Genomic DNA, 15790 nt, shown 5'->3' with positions numbered 1-15790 from the left:
AGCAATGCCATGGCGTCGGCATCGCGGCCGGCACTTTTCAGCGCAATGCTGTTGTCCATCTCGGCGATTTTTTCGCCCACCGCTTCCGACAACCTGGGCAGCATGGCCCGGTTGGGGGCATCCGGCGCAATCATCCGGCCCAGATCATCCAGCTCCAGCCGTGCCCGCGTCTTGGACGTGTCGTAAGGGGCCAGGTAAATCTGGTTGCCGGTCAGAAGAAATCCGCGCTGGCTCGACTCCGCGGTGCGCAAATGATCGCGCAGATCCACCGCGACGATACGGATCGAGCGCTGCAACGCCGATTGCTCAAACAGGCTGTTGCCGCGTTCCACCAGCCAGACGGTGGCGCCCACAATCACGATCAGCGCGAGAAAGCCGATCGTCAGGCCCGCGCCAACGCCTATCGCCCATCGGCTTCGTCCGAACATCAATCAACTTTCAAAGGGCTGGCTGTGGATAAAAATGAGCGCGCTCCTTCGCTGTGCTCGATGCTCTTTGGCAATCTGTCACTGATGATACTAACTTGGGTGACCCCAACCCATTGGGAGGCCCCGCCTGAAGAAGCGGAGGGTGCAATGGCAGGCGATCATGAACAAAGGCGATACCTGGGTGAACGTCGACTGGCACGAGCTGGGAGTCTCTATGCAGCCATCCCCAGGTACAACTGATGCGAACTGCTCAACGTCGCGCATGCCTTCGGATTCGGGCTTGAACTGCACAACAAAGTGGAAGAAGGCACAGCGTCAGTTATCAGATCCTCGAATGCAAGCCCTCCTTTCGCTCCGCGCGGGATGCCACGACTCCGTCCAATCAACCCCGCCGACCAATCGTCCGTGAAGCATCGGGTGCCAATCTCGCTCCAGCGAGCCCGGGACTCGGGCCCTCTGGGCTTATGCTGCTCGGTCACCGCCGCCATGACCTCGGTGCTTTGAACGAACTCCTTGATCGATGCAGCCATCCGAAGATTGGCCGGATCACCCGACTTGGCAAGCGCCGCTCCGATCAACACGCCGGAGACCGATGAAGTGCTTTGGCCAGTCGCCGGGGCCGACCATCGAAGTGGTCGAGGGCGACCGGGTGCGCATCGTCGTCACCAACAAGCTGCCCGAGCACACCTCGATCCGCTGGCATGGCCAACGCCTGCCCAACGGCATGGACGGCGTCACCGGCCTCAACCAACCGGGCATCCCACCCGGCAAGACCCGCGCCTTGCTTCTGAAGGCGGCCAGTCCATGCCCTCGCGGGCCAAGCCGAAGCAGGACATCGAGGTTCAGATCCGCAAACCCAACGGCCACAGCGGCCACCACTGAAAGGCTCCTCCATGAAACTCCACTATCCAAACCTTCTGGTTGAGCCCGCGTCATTCAACCCATTCGCACTGAACCCCCATGAACACACTACGCACTGCATTCATCGTTGCCAGTCTGGCTTTCACCGGCACTGTCCACGCCGCTGGCAACGCCGCCGACGGCCACTCGCACGGGCACGCAGACGCCATCGGCGTGCCTGGCAAAGCCGGCAAGATCAGCCGCACGGTCGAGGTCGACATGACCGATGCCATGCGCTTCAACCCGACCAGCGGGCCGTGAAACGCGGCGAGACGATCCGCTTTGTGGTGAAGAACTCCGGGCAGCTCAAGCACGAGTTCGTGCTGGGCACCGAGAAGGAGCTGAAGGCGCATTACGAGGTGATGAAGAAGTTTCCAGAGATGGAACACGCCGACCCGAACATGGTGACCGTGGCTGCCGGCAAGACCGGCGAGGTGATCTGGCAGTTCACCCAATGGGGCACCGTGGACTTTGCCTGTTTGCAACCCGGTCACTACGATGCGGGCATGAAAGGCGCCGTCGAAGTTTCCGGGGGCCAGGTCGCTTCCAAACCCAAGCCGACTGATGGTCACGCTGACCACAAGCACTGAGCCGCCTCATCCGTCCAATCCGCATCCCATTTTTTTGACAGGAGTTCCTCATGAACAAGACCCTCATCGCTCTCTCGACGTCCCTTCTCTTGGTCTCCGGTGCCGCAATGGCCGCCAGCCATCAACCGGCAGCCACGCCAGCCGCCAGCTCCGCCGACATGGCCGACGGTGAGGTGCGCAAGGTCGACATGGAAGCCAAGAAGCTCACGTTGAAGCACGGCGAAATCAAGAACCTCGGCATGCCCGGCATGACGATGGTCTTTCAGGTGAAGGACCCGTCCATGCTGGAGAAGGTCAAGAGCGGCGACAAGATTCGCTTCACGGCCGAGAAGATCAACGGCGCCTTCACTGTCACGACGCTGGAAGCGGCGAAATGAAGCGCTTTGCGCTGGGAACCGCGGCCGCGATTTCGCTGGCATTCTTGTCCTCCACCGCGAGCGCCGAAATCATCGACATCGCCTGGGACGCGCAACAAGAGTTCAGCCGCAAGCTGGAAGTAGCGCCCGCCAAATTCGTCGAGGTGTGCGGCAAGCTGGCCGCGCGTACGACAGTGGCGTGGCAGTTCGAAGCCAGCGCGGCGCTCAACTTCAACGTGCACTACCACGAGGGCAAAGACGTGCGCTTCCCCGCGAAGCAGGATGGCACGTCCAAGCTGCAAGGCGAACTCAAGGTCGACCGCGATCAGGACTACTGCTGGATGTGGACGAACAAGGGCAAGACGCCGGCGAGCTTGTCGTTCACGTTAAAACGGCCGTCCTGACCTTCCAGCGCGACGAAGGCAAGGCGCGTGAACCTGCATTCATTCAACTATTTGCAGCTCACCCCTTGACTCTCCCATGGTGTTAAGGTTAAGACTTCCTTTCATGCCGGCGATTGGCCCGGCTTGAAAGGACACCCATGAACACGGCCACCCTCCGCGAACCCATCAGCGCCACGCGCCAATGGTCCTTTCCCGTGGAAGGCATGACCTGTGCCTCCTGCGTCTTGCGCGTCGAGAAGGCGCTCGCCGCCGTCCCGGGCGTTGCCAGCGTCACGGTCAATCTCGCCACCGAAGCGGCGACTGTCGACGCGGACGCCGCTGTCGCGCCTGAAGCGCTACGCACCGCCATCGAGAAGGCCGGCTACAACGTGGCCGAGCACACCGTGGAGCTGCAGATCGAGGGCATGACGTGCGCCTCTTGCGTCGGTCGTGTCGAAAAAGCCCTCAAGCGTGTGCCCGGCGTGCTCGCCGCGGAGGTCAACCTCGCTACCGAGCGCGCCCAAGTGCGGCTGGTCGGACATGAAGCTGACGCCGCCGTTCTGATCGCCGCGGTTGACAAGGCCGGCTATGTGGCAACGCCCGTTGTCGCCACGGCAACTCAGGCCGAAGCTTCGAACTCCAGCCCCAAGCTGCCGGACTGGTGGCCTATCGCGGTGGCGACCGCGCTTTCGTTGCCCCTGGTGCTGCCGATGTTTGGGGAGCTTTTCGGCCTGCACTGGATGCTGCCCGGCTGGATTCAGCTTGCCCTCGCAACACCCGTGCAGTTCTGGCTCGGTGCGCGCTTCTACCGCGCCGGCTGGAAAGCGCTTCGCGCCGGTGCCGGCAACATGGACCTGCTGGTCGCACTCGGTACCAGCGCTGGTTACGGGCTGAGCGTCTACCTGCTGTGGGCGCACAGCGAGCACGGCATGCCGCACCTGTACTTCGAAGCGTCGGCGGTGGTCATCACCCTGGTGCTGCTGGGCAAGTGGCTGGAAGCTCGCGCCAAGCGCCAGACCACGGAGGCGATCCGTGCGCTCAATGCGCTGCGCCCTGAGCGGGCTCGGGTGCGCCGCGCTGGCGTGGACATGGATGTGGCGGTGTCCGAGGTGAAGCTGGGCGATCTGGTCGTCGTGCGGCCGGGTGAACGAATTCCTGTCGACGCGGAAGTCACAGAAGGCGCCAGCCACGTCGACGAATCCCTTATCACCGGCGAGAGCTTGCCGGTGGACAAACAGGCCGGCGATTCGCTCACTGGTGGCTCGGTCAATGCCGAAGGCCTGCTCATTGCACGCACGACGGCGGTGGGCGCCGAGTCCACCTTGTCGCGCATCGTGCGCCTGGTCGAATCGGCACAGGCCAAGAAGGCACCGATCCAGCGCCTGGTCGACCAGGTGAGCGGTGTGTTTGTGCCGGTCGTGATTGGCATCGCGGCAATCACCCTGCTCGGATGGGGTCTGACCACCGGCAACTGGGAGCAGGCCATTCTGAACGCCGTGGCGGTTCTCGTGATCGCCTGCCCCTGTGCGCTGGGCCTCGCGACGCCGACGGCCATCATGGCCGGCACCGGCGTGGCCGCCCGCCACGGCATCCTGATCAAGGACGCTGAGGCGCTGGAAGTGGCGCACAGCGTGAAGGTGGTGGCCTTCGACAAGACTGGGACCCTGACCGAAGGCAAGCCCGAATTGGTGGCCTTCGAAGCGGTGGACGGGCAACACGCAGCGTTGTTGGGGGCAAGTGCCGGAATCCAGGCCAACAGTGAACACCCGTTGGCGCGCGCCGTCATGGACGCCGCACGCCGTGATCACATCGGCGTGCCGCCTGCCAGCGACGTGCGCGCGGTGCCCGGCCGAGGCATGGCCGCGATGGTGCACGGCCGCGACCTGCGCCTGGGCAGCACGCGCTTCATGCACGAACTCCAGGTCAACTTGTCGGCTTTGGAAGGCCGCGCAGCCGAACTGGAAGCGCAGGGGCGCACCGTCTCCTGGCTCGCCGACGTGGGCAGCGAGCCTCGGCTCATCGGCCTGTTGGCCTTCGGCGATGCGGTCAAGGTAGCGCTGCCGCCGCGGTGAAGCGCTTGCAACAGATGGGCGTGAAGACTGTGCTCGTGACCGGCGACAACCGAGGCAGCGCCCAGGCGGTCGGCGATCTGTTGGGCTTGGATGCCATCGAATGGGAGGTTCTGCCGGAGGACAAGGCACGAATCGTCACCCAGCTCAAAGAAGGCGGTCAGCGGGTGGCCATGGTGGGCGACGGCATCAACGACGCGCCCGCACTGGCCGCAGCCGACGTGGGGATTGCCATGTCGACCGGCACCGACGTGGCGATGCACGCCGCCGGCATCACGCTGATGCGGGGCAACCCGGCGCTGGTGGCCGACGCGATCGACATCTCGCGCCGCAGCTACGCCAAGATCCGCCAGAACCTCTTTTGGGCCTTTGCCTACAACGTGGTGGGCATTCCGCTCGCGGCTTTTGGCTTGCTGAATCCGATGATTGCGGGAGCCGCGATGGCGTTCAGCAGCGTGAGCGTCGTCACCAATGCTTTGATGCTGCGCCGCTGGAAAGGAAACCCACCATGAACCAAGTCACCCAGAGCTCCGGGCCCTTCAACATCGGCGAGGCGGCCAGCCGATCCGGTGTGTCCGCCAAGATGGTTCGTCACTACGAGTCCCTCGGCTTGTTGCCCACGGTCGGCCGCACCGACTCCGGCTACCGGCAATACAGTGACAAGGAGGTGCACACGCTGCGCTTCATTCGCCGGGGCCGTGACCTCGGCTTCAGCATGGCCGAGATTTCGGAGCTGCTGAAGCTGTACCAGGACCGCCGCCGTGCCAGCGCCAACGTCAAGAAGATCGCGCTCGCGCACGTGGCCGATCTGAACCGTCGGATGGAAGAGATGGCGGCGATGAAGCGCACGCTGGAGCGGCTGGCGGGCTGCTGCCACGGGGACCACCGGCCCGACTGCCCGATCCTCGACGAGCTGGCGGAATGACATGCCGGTGATCAAGATCCTTCCACTCGCATCACTTCTTGCTAAATCGGTGTCGAGGGATCGACCCTGATCTTTCCCGTCGCCGCAAGGTCGAGCTGCATGACGTGCTTGCGCCGGCGCACAAGCAGGAACACAGCCGGCACCACGAACAGCGATAGCAGTGGCGCGGTCACCATGCCTCCCAGCATGGGTGCAGCAATCCGGCTCATCACTTCGGAGCCGGTGCCGCTGCCCCAGACGATGGGCACCAAGCCGGCCAGGATGACAGCCACCGTCATGGCCTTGGGACGAACGCGCAGCACGGCGCCTTCGCGGATGGCGTCCAGCACCATCGCCTCGTCAAGCTGTTGGCCCGCGCGCAAACGTTCTTCCAGCGCCTGCTTCAGGTAAAGCAGCATCACGACACCGAACTCGGCCGCCACGCCAGCGAGTGCGATGAAACCCACCCCGGTGGCCACCGAAAGGTGGTAGCCGAGGGCGTAGAGGAACCAGACGCCTCCGGTCAGCGCGAGCGGCAAGGTGGCCATGATGAGTGTCGCTTCTTCGATGCGGCGGAAGGTCAGGTACAGCAGCACGAAGATGATCAGCAAGGTTGCCGGCACAGCAATCTTGAGCCGTGCATTGGCGCGCTCCAGAAACTCGAACTGCCCGGAGTAGGCCAGGCTCATACCGGGCTCCAACCGCACCTCGGCCGCCACGGCTTTGCGCAGGTCGGCTACCACCGAAGCGAGGTCGCGGTCGCGCGTGTCGACATAGACCCACCCTGAAGGCCGGGCGTTTTCGCTCTTGAGCATCGGCGGGCCGTCGGTCAGCTCAATGCGCGCCACGCTGCCGAGCGTGATCTGCTGGCCGCCGGGCGTCAGCACCGGCAGGTTGCGCAGCTTCTCGGGGCTGTCGCGCAGCTCGCGCGGGTAGCGCAGGTTGATCGGGAAACGCGCCAGGCCCTCCACCGTCTCGCCGATGTTCTCGCCGCCGATCGCTCCCGACACCACCGCCTGCACGTCACTCACGTTCAGGCCAACCCGGGCAGCAGCCGCACGGTCGATCTGCACGTCGATGTAACGCCCGCCAGTCAGGCGCTCGGCCAACGCGGAACTCACGCCCGGCACGCCCTTGGCGATGCGCTCCACCTCGGCCGTCACCCGGTCGATGGCCTTGAGATCGGTGCCGGCGACCTTGACGCCGATCGGGCTCTTGATGCCCGTGGCCAGCATGTCGATTCGGTTGCGGATCGGAGGAATCCAGATGTTGGTGAGGCCCGGAATCTTGACTGTGCGATCCAGTTCTTCGACCAGCATCTCAGGCGTCATGCCCGCACGCCACTGGCTGCGCGGCTTCAGCCGCACCGTGGTCTCGAACATTTCCAGCGGCGCCGGGTCGGTGGCGGTCTCCGCCCTGCCCGCTTTGCCGAACACACGCTCGACTTCCGGCACCGTCTTGATCATGCGGTCGCTGAGCTGCAGCAACTCCGACGCCTTTTGCGCCGACAGGCCCGGCAAGGCGGTCGGCATGTACAGCAGGTCACCTTCGTCCAGCGGCGGCAGGAATTCGCCGCCCAGTTGCGACAGAGGCCACAGCGTGGTCGCGAGCAGCAGGCCCGCGATGGCCAGTGTCAGCTTGGGCCAGCGAAGCACCCACTCCAGGGCGGGTCGGTACATCGCAATCAGTCCGCGCGTCAGCGGGTTGCGCTGCTCGTCGGGGATGCGCCCACGGATCCAGTAGCCCATCAGTACCGGGATCAGCGTGACCGACAGGCCGGCCGCGGCCGCCATCGCGTAGGTCTTGGTGAACGCCAGCGGCCCGAACAAGCGGCCCTCCTGTGCTTCGAGCGTGAACACCGGCACGAACGACAGCGTGATGATCAGCAGCGAAAAAAACAGCGCCGGCCCCACCTCGATGGCCGCCTGCGTGATCACCTCCCAGCGCTCCTCGCCTTTCAGCTCATCCGAGGGGTGGGCGTGCTGCCACGCCTCGATTTTCTTGTGGGCGTTTTCGATCATCACCACCGCGGCATCGACCATCGCGCCGATGGCGATGGCAATGCCCCCCAGCGACATGATGTTGGCGTTCAAGCCCTGCTGCTGCATCACGATGAAGGCCGCCATCACGCCCAGCGGCAGCGAGATGATCGCGACCAGCGCCGAGCGCAGGTGCCACAGGAAGATCGCACACACGGCGGCGACCACGGCAAACTCTTCCAGCAGTTTCATCGACAGGTTGTCGATTGCGCGCTCGATGAGTGCACTGCGGTCGTAGGTGGTCACGATCTCCACCCCCTTGGGCAGGCTGGTCTGAATCTGCGCCAGCTTCTCCTTTACCGCAGCGATGGTGGATTGCGCGTTTTTGCCGCTGCGCAGAATCACCACCCCGCCAACGGCTTCACCCACGCCGTCCAGCTCGCTGATACCGCGCCGCATCTCCGGGCCGAGCTGCACCACGGCCACGTCGCCCAGCAGCACGGGCACACCGCCGCGCACCGCGAGCGGCACTGACTTGAAATCAGCCAACGACTTCAGGAAGCCGCTGGCGCGCACCATGTATTCGGCCTCAGCCATCTCCAGCACCGACCCGCCGGTTTCCTGGTTGGCATTCATCAGGGCGTCACGCACCTGGCCGTGGGTGATGCCGTAGGCGATCAGCTTGGCCGGGTCCAGTACCACCTGGTATTGCTTGACCATGCCGCCCACGGTGGCCACCTCGGCCACGTTGGCCACCGCTTTCAGCTCGAACTTGAGGAACCAGTCTTGCAACGCACGCAGTTGCGACAGGTCGTGCTGCCCCGTGCGGTCGACCAGCGCGTACTGGAAGACCCAGCCCACGCCGGTGGCATCCGGCCCAAGCGAAGTCTTGGCCGTGGCCGGCAGGCGGCTTTGCACCTGGCTCAGGTACTCGAGCACGCGCGAACGGGCCCAGTAGAGGTCGGTGCTGTCGTCGAACAGCACGTAGACAAACGAGTCGCCAAAAAACGAATACGCCCTCACCGTCTTGGCGCCCGGCACCGAGAGCATGGTGGTGGCCAGTGGGTAGGTCACCTGGTTCTCGACGATCTGCGGCGCTTGGCCGGGGTAGCTGGTGCGGATGATGACCTGCACGTCCGACAGGTCGGGCAGCGCATCGATGGGCGTCGAGCGCAGTGACATGACGCCAGCGACAGCGAGAAACAGCGTGGCCAACAGCACCAGGAACCGGTTACCCACCGACCAGCGAATCAAGGCGGCGATCATTTGGCGGCTCCATCGCGTTCGATCTTCTGGATGACGAAACCGTCGTTGTTCTGCGAGAAGCTGAACCGCACCGGGTCCCCCACCTTCAGGCCCTTGGCCACCTCGGCACTCGGCAGCTTGAACGGCATCTGCATCGCGCCCCACTGCATGCTCGGGATCGGGCCGTGATCGAGCGTCACCTCTTGTGCTGTGAGCTCCAGGACCTTGCCCGTGCCCTGATGCTGTGGTGACGCAGGTGCCGGCGCCGCGGTGGCACTGGCGGCAGGCGCTTGGCGCTGCATCACACCTTGCATGCTGGCTTCGGAGTCGAGCAGGAACTGACCCGAGCTCACCACCTGCTGCCCTGCTTGCAGGCCGCTGAGCACTTCGAGCTTGTCACCCAACTCGCGGCCGACCTCCACCTCCACCGGGCGGTATCGCCCCGCGCTCTCCACCACGTAGACCAGCGCGCGCAAGCCGGTGCGCACCACCGCTTCGGTGGGTACCACCAATGCCTCGGCCTGGGCGCCTGCCAGGCGCACCTGGGCAAACATGCCAGCGCGCAGCCGCCCTTGGGGGTTTGGCAGCTCGATGCGCACCCGCAAGGTTCGGGTTTGTGCATTGGCCTCGGGCAGGATGGCCGTGACCTTGCCCTTGAGCGTTTCGCCGGGGAAGGCAGCCAGACGCGCTTCAACAGGCAGCCCCACGCGCACCGCGGTGGCCTGGGTTTCCGGCAGCGAGGCCTCCAGCCACACGGTGGACAGACCGGTGATCTTGGCCAGGGTCATGCCCGCCGAGACCGTCATGCCGGGGCGCACCATCAGCTCCTGCAGCAGCCCACCGATGGGCGCTTGCACGCTGGTTCGTGCCTGAACCTGCCCGCTGCGCTCGACCTGCTCGATGGTCGAAGGCGGCATGCCCAACAGCACCAGACGTTGTCGCGCCGCAGCGGTGAGCGCCGCATCGCCGGTGCTGCGCACGGCCAGAAACTCTTGCTGCGCGCCGCTCCACTCGGGCACCAGCAGCTCGGCGATCAACGCGCCCGGGCTCACCACGTCGCCGGGAGCCAGTGCGGCCACGCGTTGCACAAAGCCACTCGTGCGGGCTTGCACGATGGCGACATCACGTTCGTTGAGCTGAACCGTGGCGGCCGCCTCGACTGTTGCACCCGTCGTCAACTTCTCGACGGTGGCGGTTCGCCAGCCCAGCGTCTGCGCGATGCGCGGGTCGACAGCGACACCGCCCGCCGGCGCATCACCGGCGTATTTAGGCACCAGCTGCATGTCCATGAAAGGCGACTTGCCGGGTTTGTCGAACTTGTGCTGCGGCAGCATGGGGTCGTACCAATAGAGCACCTGGCGCTCACCGGCGCTGGCTGCGGCCGACACCATCGGGGCCGCCGACGACGAGGACGCGCGCCAGTGGCTCAGACCCCACCCGAGGCCCACTCCAATCGACATGAGCAAGGCGCTCAGCAAGAGAGTCTTGTGGAAGGTTTTCATGAGATCACTCCGTCACGAGGTAGGCCAGGCGTGCGCGCTGGGCCATGAGCTGGGCTTCGAGATCGAGGGCGCGCAGCTGCGCCTCGGCAGCGTCTTTGCGCGCGGCCAGCACGGCGCTCAGCTCAGCGCGGCCGGCTTCATAGCTGGCCAGGGTCAGCTTCACGCGCTCGGCGGCCAAGGGCAGCGCCGCAGTTCGCTGCCGAGCCTCGGCGCGCTCCAGTCGTCGCAGTTCGCTCAAATGCGAACGCACCTCGGCGTTGATGCGGCGCAGAGCGTCCTCGCGCTCGGCCTCAAGGCGCTCGAACTCCTTGCGTCGTGAGGCGATTTGCGGGTCTTGCCGAATTGCGGGCGAAATGGGCAGCTCGAAAGTAAGCTGGAACGACACCATGTCGCCATAGGCGCGCGATCGGTTGCCGTAGCCGACCTCCCAACCCCAGTCACCACGGTTGGCGGCGCTGGCCTCGTCGACCTCGGCTCGCGCCATGGCCAGCATGGGTGCAAACGCGGCGAGATCGGCGTGTCGATCCAGCCGCGCCAGGAGCGACGCGGTGTCGAGTGGAATCATGGGCGTTTCGCTTGTGGTGCGCTCCACGTCGTCGCCGGTCCAGCGTCGCAAGGCGACGCCCGCCTGCTCGGCTGCGGATGCAAGCTCCTCGCGCCGCTCAACCAGCATCAACAGCTCTTGCCTCGCCATCACCGCATCGGCCGGCATGGCCTTGCCAGCGGCAATGCGTGCGCCGAGGGTTTGCTGAAGAACCTGGTTCTCCTGCTCGAGCACGGCGAACTCGGCCAGCTTGCGCTCGGCGTAGTGGCGGGTGATCCACGCGCTGGCCGTTTCTCGCCGCACGGCCAGGCGCTCGGCATGCCACAACGCCTGCTCGCGCGCCGCTCTGGCCTCGGCGCCATCGCGCTGCGCCGCGCGCTTGGCCGCGTTGGGCACGTCTTGCATCAGGCCGACGCGGCGCATCGTCATCGAGTCGCGGTTCAAGCTGAAGCGGTCCGGGCCGCTCACCGGATAGTTGTCTACCCCGACGGTGAGCTTGGGGTTCGGCAGTTGCCCGGCCGCGGGTCGCGCCACTTGGGCTCCAGCCAAGGCCGACTGCCTGGCGATCAGGCTGGGTGCCTGCTGCTCGGCACGCAGCAGAGCCTCGTCGAGGCTCAGCGGTGGGGGCGCCGCGTTCGCGTGTGCGACGGCGGCAAGGGCCAGCACGACGACCCAGCGGGCGCCGAGGGCGAGCCGGGGTTGCCCGGCTTCAGGGATAGATGGCATCACAGTTCTCCACAAGACCAAAGACGTCGCAGGTGCACGCGAAGCTGCGCACAGGCAGCTAAGCGGGGGGCGTCAGGACTTAATTGCGGAGAACGAGATAGGTGAGATAGACCGGGGGAGCCCCGCGGGGCGGGCCGGTGTGCGCCGCGATCACTGCCGCAAGGCCATCGGCCTCAGCGACAGGAACCCACAGCGCCTGGTGGCTGGCGAGCCAGTCGATCGCGGGTGCGCCCACAAGGTCAGCGGCCGGTGTGGTGTTGACCGACTGCTTGTCGCGGTCGCAATGTGCCTTGCACAGTTGCGGCTGCTGCTGGTCCATCTCGGACATGCTCGCACAGTCGGGCATAACCGCCATGGCCATCGCCATGGGCTGGGACGGCGTGATGCAGGCATACGCCGACGTCGCGAGTTGCAGGCACACCATCACTACCGCGAGCATGCCCGCAAGCCAGCGACGGTGGGTCTTGTTCAAGCTCATGGCGCGAGTCTACAGGCCGTGGTTCCAGAACGGGTGTGCTGTCCAACACGAGACTCTCTGCATTGCGCCAGATCAAGTGGCGCCCGCATGACGGCCTGGATCATGCAAACCTCGCAGCAGCTTTGCGCAGTTGCCATCTTCTCGATAGGGGCTTGACATTCCCACGATGGGAAGCTTCAAAGTCGACTCACATTGATGAAGGAGCGTTCGATGATTGCCTACCAAGTGAATGACATGACCTGCGGCCATTGCGTCAGCATGATCACCAAAGCCGTAAAGTGGGTTGACCCCGCAGCGAAAGTTGCGATTGACCTGGCTTCCAAGCGCGTGGAGATCAGCTCCGCCAACGCGGTCGCTGCAGAACTGAAAGACGCCATCGAGGCCGCCGGATACACACCGGTCGAAGCCTCGCCCGGCCTGTCGTCGCCCGTGCCCGCCAAAGCAGGCGGGTGCTGCGGTTGCCGCTGAGCCGCAGGGCCGCCCTTCCTTCAACGCGCCAGCGCCCGCCTTAGGGCATAGCTCGTCGCATCGACCACGGCCACCAGCAACAGCATGGAGCACAGCACCGTTGCCGTCTTCGGCATCTGGAACAAGCTCATGTGGAACATCAGCAGCTGGCCCAACCCGCCGGCGCCGACCACACCGAGCACCGCGGCGGCGCGAATGTTGTTCTCCCAGCGGTACAGCGTGTACGAGATGAGCTGCGGCAGCACCAGGGGCAGCGTCGCATAGAAGAAAACGCGCACGGAGCCGATGCCCTGCGTGCGCAGTGCAGCCAACGGGCCCTGAGGGGCGTTCTCGATGGCTTCGGCAAACAGCCGCCCGAGCACACCCGTCGTGTGCAAGGCCAAGGCCAGCGTCCCTGCGAGCGGGCCGAGGCCGGCGGAGATGATCAGCAGCACCGCCCACACCAGCTCGGGCACCGAGCGCAGTGCATTCAACAGCAGCCGCGTGGGCGCTCGCACGCGGGCCCGGTCGCCCTCGTGTGAGCGGCTCGCGGGCAAGGCCAGCATCAAGCCGGCCAACGCCGCCAGCAGCGTGCCGAGCGCTGACATCGCAATCGTCTCCAACGATGCCATGCCCACCTTGCGCAAGAACGCCGCGGAGAAGTCGGGCGGGAAGAACTCGCCGGCGAAGCGACCCATGCTTCTGACTGCGTCCCATGAAAGGAACGCGCGCCATTGCAGGTCGAGGCTCCAGAAGCTCGCGCCCACCAAGATGACCAGGCCGAGGCTGAACCAGCACGCGTTGCAGCGCGCATCGAACAGCGGCGGCGGCAGCCGATAGGGCTGGTTGGCGGCCCCTCGGGTCGGCTTCATGCCAAGGCCCGCCTGAGCCACGCGCTGATGCGATCGGCGAAGGCGACCAGCACGACAAATACCAGCAGCATCGTCGCCACCTCGCCGCCAGCGAACATCTTGGTGGAGTTGTCCAACTGCTGCCCGAGCCCCCCTGCGCCCACGAAGCCCAGCACCACGGAAGAACGGATCGCGCACTCCCAGCGATAGACCGTGTACGAGGTGAGCTCGGCGGCGTTTTGCGGCAACAGCCCATAGGCAAATGCCTGCAGTCGGCCGCCGCCGTTGGCCAGCAGGCTGCGCGTGGCGTGATCGTCGCCACTCTCGAGGATGTCGCCGTACACCTTGCCGAGCATGCCCCCATAGGTCAACGCAATCGCCAGCACGCCGGCCGTCGGGCCGAGACCGACCACGCGCACGAACACCAGCGCCCACACCAGCTCGGGAACGCTGCGCAAGATCACCAGCATCCAGCGCAGCAACTGGCGCAGCAAGGCGGGAGCGGCGGCCATGCGGCCCGACAGCGCCGACACCGACAACACACGGGTCGACAACAGTGCCGCCGGGATCGCGATCACCAGGCCGAGCGCCAGACCGGCGGTGGCGATGGCCACCGTGCGCCAGGTTTCACGGGCCACGAGCCAGAGGAAATCGGCGCTCATGGCGGGCGGCACGAAGGTGGAGAGAAAGCGCAGCGTGGGCCCGCGGCTTTCGGCGCTGAAAAGCGTCCAGGGTCGGAACTCGGTGGCCACCAGCATGGGCCAGAGCACGACCAAGCCCGCGCCGATCCAGAACACGCGCCCCAGCCAGGCGGGGTCGCGCTGAAGCGCAGCCGTCGTCATCGGCAGTTCATCACCACGTGCCGTGGCGAGTCTGTGGGCAGGACGGGGCCGGGTGCGCCATTCAATTCGTCTTCGTGCTGTGCGTACAGGCTCAGCAGGTGATCGCGGTCGACCTGCGGCGTGGGCAGGTCGAACAAGACCGTGCCCTCTCGCAGCCCCACGATGCGGTCGAAGTGCGCCAGCGCGGTGTCGACCTGGTGCATGGTGGTCAGGAGCGTGACGCCGCGCTCGCGCGCGATGCCAACGAGGGCGGCGATGGCCTGTTCGGCGCGCGTCGGGTCGAGCGCGGAGAGGGGCTCGTCGATCAGCCACAGCGTCGCCGGTGCCAGCAGCGCACGCGCCAGGCCCACTCGCTGGCGCTCGCCGCCAGACAGGCGGTCCACGCGGGCGAACAGCTTGTCGGCCAGGTCGAAACGATCGAGCGCTTCGTGTGCGCCCGCAATGTCAACCGGGTAGAACAACGAGCGCAGGCTGGTGGCGAGACTCCAGGCCGGCAGGCGCCCGGCCAACACGGCGGTAACAACACGCTGGCGCGGCGGCAGTGGCGGCGTCTGCGGCGCCATGAACAAGCGCCCACGCTGGCGCTGCAACGCACGCACCGAGAGCGACCAGGGATCGGTGCCATCAAGCGCCACTTGGCCACGCGAGGGTTTGAGCGCGGCGGCGGCCACCTGCAGCAGCGTCGTCTTGCCAGCGCCCGACGGCCCGATCACGGCGAGGCGCTCACCGGCTTGCACGCTCAGGCTGACGCCCTTCAGGGCCATGGCGCCGCGGGCGGATGCAGGGTGCCGCGCGTGCACGGCTTGCAGGTCAAGCTTCATGGCGCGCAGGAACGAAATCCGGCAAAAACATCATGGCGGTCAGCGGGAAAAAAGTTGCGATAGCGGGGGTGCTTCAAACGCGGAGCGGTCGCGAACGAGGCGCCACGCAAGACCGGGCGCCCATCAAACCACGGCGTCGAGTAGTCGCGATAGGGGTGCGGCTCAAAGCCCGCGTAGGGCATGAAGGGGCTGGCCGTCCATTCCCACACCTGGCCCCAGTCGAAAGGTTCGATCCTGTCGGCGGCCTGCAGCGCGGCCGTCTCCCATTCGCCTTCGGTGGGCAGGCGACGCCCGGCCCATTTGCACCACGCCTCGGCTTCATGGGCACTGAGGTGACACGCCGGCACGTCCAGAACCAAAGGGCCCCAAACGCCGAAGCGTTGCTGATGCCACTCTCCGTCAACCCGGCGAAGGTGCAGCGGGCATGTTCTCGTTTGTCGATGCAACCAACCCCAGCCGGCAGCGCTCCAGAAGCGCTCCGATGTGTACCCGCCGGATTCAACAAAGGGCAGAAACCGGGCCCATGAGACAGGCGCGCTATCAGCTCGGGTCAAAGGGCCCGGGATTTGCCTTCGACAACGAACTCCACGCTCACGCGGTTGATTTGGACGGTTTCTCAATCGATCGCGCGCCTGTCTCATGGGCCCGGTTTCTGCCCTTTGTTGAATCCGGCGGGTACACATCGGAGCGCTTCTGGAGCGCTGCCGGCTGGGGTTGGTTGCATC

The 15790-nt window shown here is 65.7% G+C and carries 13 protein-coding genes and 4 pseudogenes; 8 read left to right on the top strand and 9 right to left on the bottom strand.

All coding sequences use genetic code 11. The features are described from left to right. Positions 1-428, bottom strand: a 428-nt coding sequence (locus tag RMO40_RS20955; protein ID WP_309725461.1) for a CHASE3 domain-containing protein, incomplete at its 3' end; no start/stop codon positions are given. Positions 429-948: 520 nt separating this feature from the next. On the opposite strand from RMO40_RS20955, the pseudogene RMO40_RS20950 reads away from it, so the two are divergent. From RMO40_RS20950 to cueR, 6 genes and pseudogenes are all read left to right on the top strand, one after another. Continuing rightward, a pseudogene (locus RMO40_RS20950) lies at positions 949-1203 on the top strand (multicopper oxidase domain-containing protein); the annotation flags it as partial. 185 nt (positions 1204-1388) lie between these two features. Beyond that, positions 1389-1918 (top strand): annotated as a pseudogene (locus RMO40_RS20945) (cupredoxin domain-containing protein). 50 nt (positions 1919-1968) lie between these two features. Further along, positions 1969-2295 (top strand): copper-binding protein, encoded by a 327-nt coding sequence (locus RMO40_RS20940; RefSeq protein WP_309725459.1) that lies wholly within the window; start codon positions 1969-1971, stop codon positions 2293-2295. Then, complete coding sequence (locus RMO40_RS20935; RefSeq protein ID WP_309725457.1) at positions 2292-2678, top strand: hypothetical protein; 387 nt, start codon at positions 2292-2294, stop codon at positions 2676-2678. Before RMO40_RS20940 ends, RMO40_RS20935 begins: the two co-directional genes overlap by 4 nt. Before the next feature lie 137 nt (positions 2679-2815). Continuing rightward, a pseudogene (locus tag RMO40_RS20930) lies at positions 2816-5238 on the top strand (heavy metal translocating P-type ATPase). Continuing rightward, positions 5235-5651: a Cu(I)-responsive transcriptional regulator gene (gene cueR, locus RMO40_RS20925; protein WP_309725455.1), complete on the top strand. Its 417-nt coding sequence runs from the start codon at positions 5235-5237 to the stop codon at positions 5649-5651. Before RMO40_RS20930 ends, cueR begins: the two are co-directional and overlap by 4 nt. 41 nt (positions 5652-5692) lie before the next feature. Here the strand turns inward: cueR and RMO40_RS20920 are convergent, their stop codons facing one another. The 4 genes from RMO40_RS20920 to RMO40_RS20905 form a co-directional block, all read right to left on the bottom strand. Continuing rightward, entirely contained in the window at positions 5693-8875 is a 3183-nt protein-coding gene (locus RMO40_RS20920) for an efflux RND transporter permease subunit (RefSeq protein WP_309725453.1), read from the bottom strand. Then, positions 8872-10356, bottom strand: coding sequence for an efflux RND transporter periplasmic adaptor subunit (locus RMO40_RS20915; protein ID WP_309725451.1), 1485 nt, complete (start codon positions 10354-10356; stop codon positions 8872-8874). Before RMO40_RS20915 ends, RMO40_RS20920 begins: the two co-directional genes overlap by 4 nt. Positions 10357-10360: 4 nt before the next feature. Continuing rightward, positions 10361-11626 carry a TolC family protein gene (locus tag RMO40_RS20910; protein ID WP_309725449.1) on the bottom strand — a complete coding sequence of 422 codons (1266 nt, stop codon included), beginning with the start codon at positions 11624-11626 and terminating at the stop codon, positions 10361-10363. A gap of 79 nt (positions 11627-11705) precedes the next feature. Beyond that, on the bottom strand, positions 11706-12104 hold the full coding sequence (locus tag RMO40_RS20905; protein WP_309725447.1) for a hypothetical protein: 399 nt from the start codon (positions 12102-12104) through the stop codon (positions 11706-11708). Between the two features lie 195 nt (positions 12105-12299). On the opposite strand from RMO40_RS20905, the gene RMO40_RS20900 reads away from it, so the two are divergent. Next, complete coding sequence (locus tag RMO40_RS20900) at positions 12300-12572, top strand: heavy-metal-associated domain-containing protein (protein WP_309725446.1); 273 nt, start codon at positions 12300-12302, stop codon at positions 12570-12572. Positions 12573-12592: 20 nt separating this feature from the next. Here the strand turns inward: RMO40_RS20900 and phnE are convergent, their stop codons facing one another. From phnE to RMO40_RS20880, 4 genes are read right to left on the bottom strand one after another with little or no spacing between them, the layout of a single operon-like run. After that, positions 12593-13423 carry a phosphonate ABC transporter, permease protein PhnE gene (gene phnE / locus RMO40_RS20895; RefSeq protein ID WP_309725445.1) on the bottom strand — a complete coding sequence of 277 codons (831 nt, stop codon included), beginning with the start codon at positions 13421-13423 and terminating at the stop codon, positions 12593-12595. Further along, positions 13420-14244, bottom strand: coding sequence for an ABC transporter permease subunit (locus RMO40_RS20890; protein WP_309725444.1), 825 nt, complete (start codon positions 14242-14244; stop codon positions 13420-13422). Before RMO40_RS20890 ends, phnE begins: the two co-directional genes overlap by 4 nt. After that, positions 14241-15065 carry an ATP-binding cassette domain-containing protein gene (locus RMO40_RS20885; RefSeq protein WP_309725443.1) on the bottom strand — a complete coding sequence of 275 codons (825 nt, stop codon included), beginning with the start codon at positions 15063-15065 and terminating at the stop codon, positions 14241-14243. The genes RMO40_RS20890 and RMO40_RS20885 overlap by 4 nt, the downstream gene beginning before the upstream one ends. Continuing rightward, positions 15062-15577 carry an SUMF1/EgtB/PvdO family nonheme iron enzyme gene (locus tag RMO40_RS20880; protein ID WP_309725463.1) on the bottom strand — a complete coding sequence of 172 codons (516 nt, stop codon included), beginning with the start codon at positions 15575-15577 and terminating at the stop codon, positions 15062-15064. The genes RMO40_RS20885 and RMO40_RS20880 overlap by 4 nt, the downstream gene beginning before the upstream one ends. Here RMO40_RS20880 and RMO40_RS20875 point away from each other — a divergent pair. Next, positions 15490-15790, top strand: a pseudogene (locus tag RMO40_RS20875) (SUMF1/EgtB/PvdO family nonheme iron enzyme); the annotation flags it as partial. The gene RMO40_RS20880 and the pseudogene RMO40_RS20875 sit on opposite strands and share 88 nt — an antisense overlap.

The organism is Rhizobacter sp., assembly GCF_031412075.1.
Classification (GTDB): Bacteria; Pseudomonadota; Gammaproteobacteria; order Burkholderiales; family Burkholderiaceae_C; genus Rhizobacter.
This window is presented reverse-complemented; position numbering and strand designations above follow the sequence as displayed.

Bases quoted from the DNA above. Each gene is read 5' to 3' on its own strand.
- RMO40_RS20940 (WP_309725459.1), top strand. From the start codon at position 1,969: ATGAACAAGACCCTCATCGCTCTCTCGACGTCCCTTCTCTTGGTCTCC.
- RMO40_RS20935 (WP_309725457.1), top strand. From the start codon at position 2,292: ATGAAGCGCTTTGCGCTGGGAACCGCGGCCGCGATTTCGCTGGCATTC.
- cueR (WP_309725455.1), top strand. From the start codon at position 5,235: ATGAACCAAGTCACCCAGAGCTCCGGGCCCTTCAACATCGGCGAGGCG.
- RMO40_RS20920 (WP_309725453.1), bottom strand. From the start codon at position 8,875: ATGATCGCCGCCTTGATTCGCTGGTCGGTGGGTAACCGGTTCCTGGTG.
- RMO40_RS20915 (WP_309725451.1), bottom strand. From the start codon at position 10,356: ATGAAAACCTTCCACAAGACTCTCTTGCTGAGCGCCTTGCTCATGTCG.
- RMO40_RS20910 (WP_309725449.1), bottom strand. From the start codon at position 11,626: ATGCCATCTATCCCTGAAGCCGGGCAACCCCGGCTCGCCCTCGGCGCC.
- RMO40_RS20905 (WP_309725447.1), bottom strand. From the start codon at position 12,104: ATGAGCTTGAACAAGACCCACCGTCGCTGGCTTGCGGGCATGCTCGCG.
- RMO40_RS20900 (WP_309725446.1), top strand. From the start codon at position 12,300: ATGAAGGAGCGTTCGATGATTGCCTACCAAGTGAATGACATGACCTGC.
- phnE (WP_309725445.1), bottom strand. From the start codon at position 13,423: ATGAAGCCGACCCGAGGGGCCGCCAACCAGCCCTATCGGCTGCCGCCG.
- RMO40_RS20890 (WP_309725444.1), bottom strand. From the start codon at position 14,244: ATGACGACGGCTGCGCTTCAGCGCGACCCCGCCTGGCTGGGGCGCGTG.
- RMO40_RS20885 (WP_309725443.1), bottom strand. From the start codon at position 15,065: ATGAAGCTTGACCTGCAAGCCGTGCACGCGCGGCACCCTGCATCCGCC.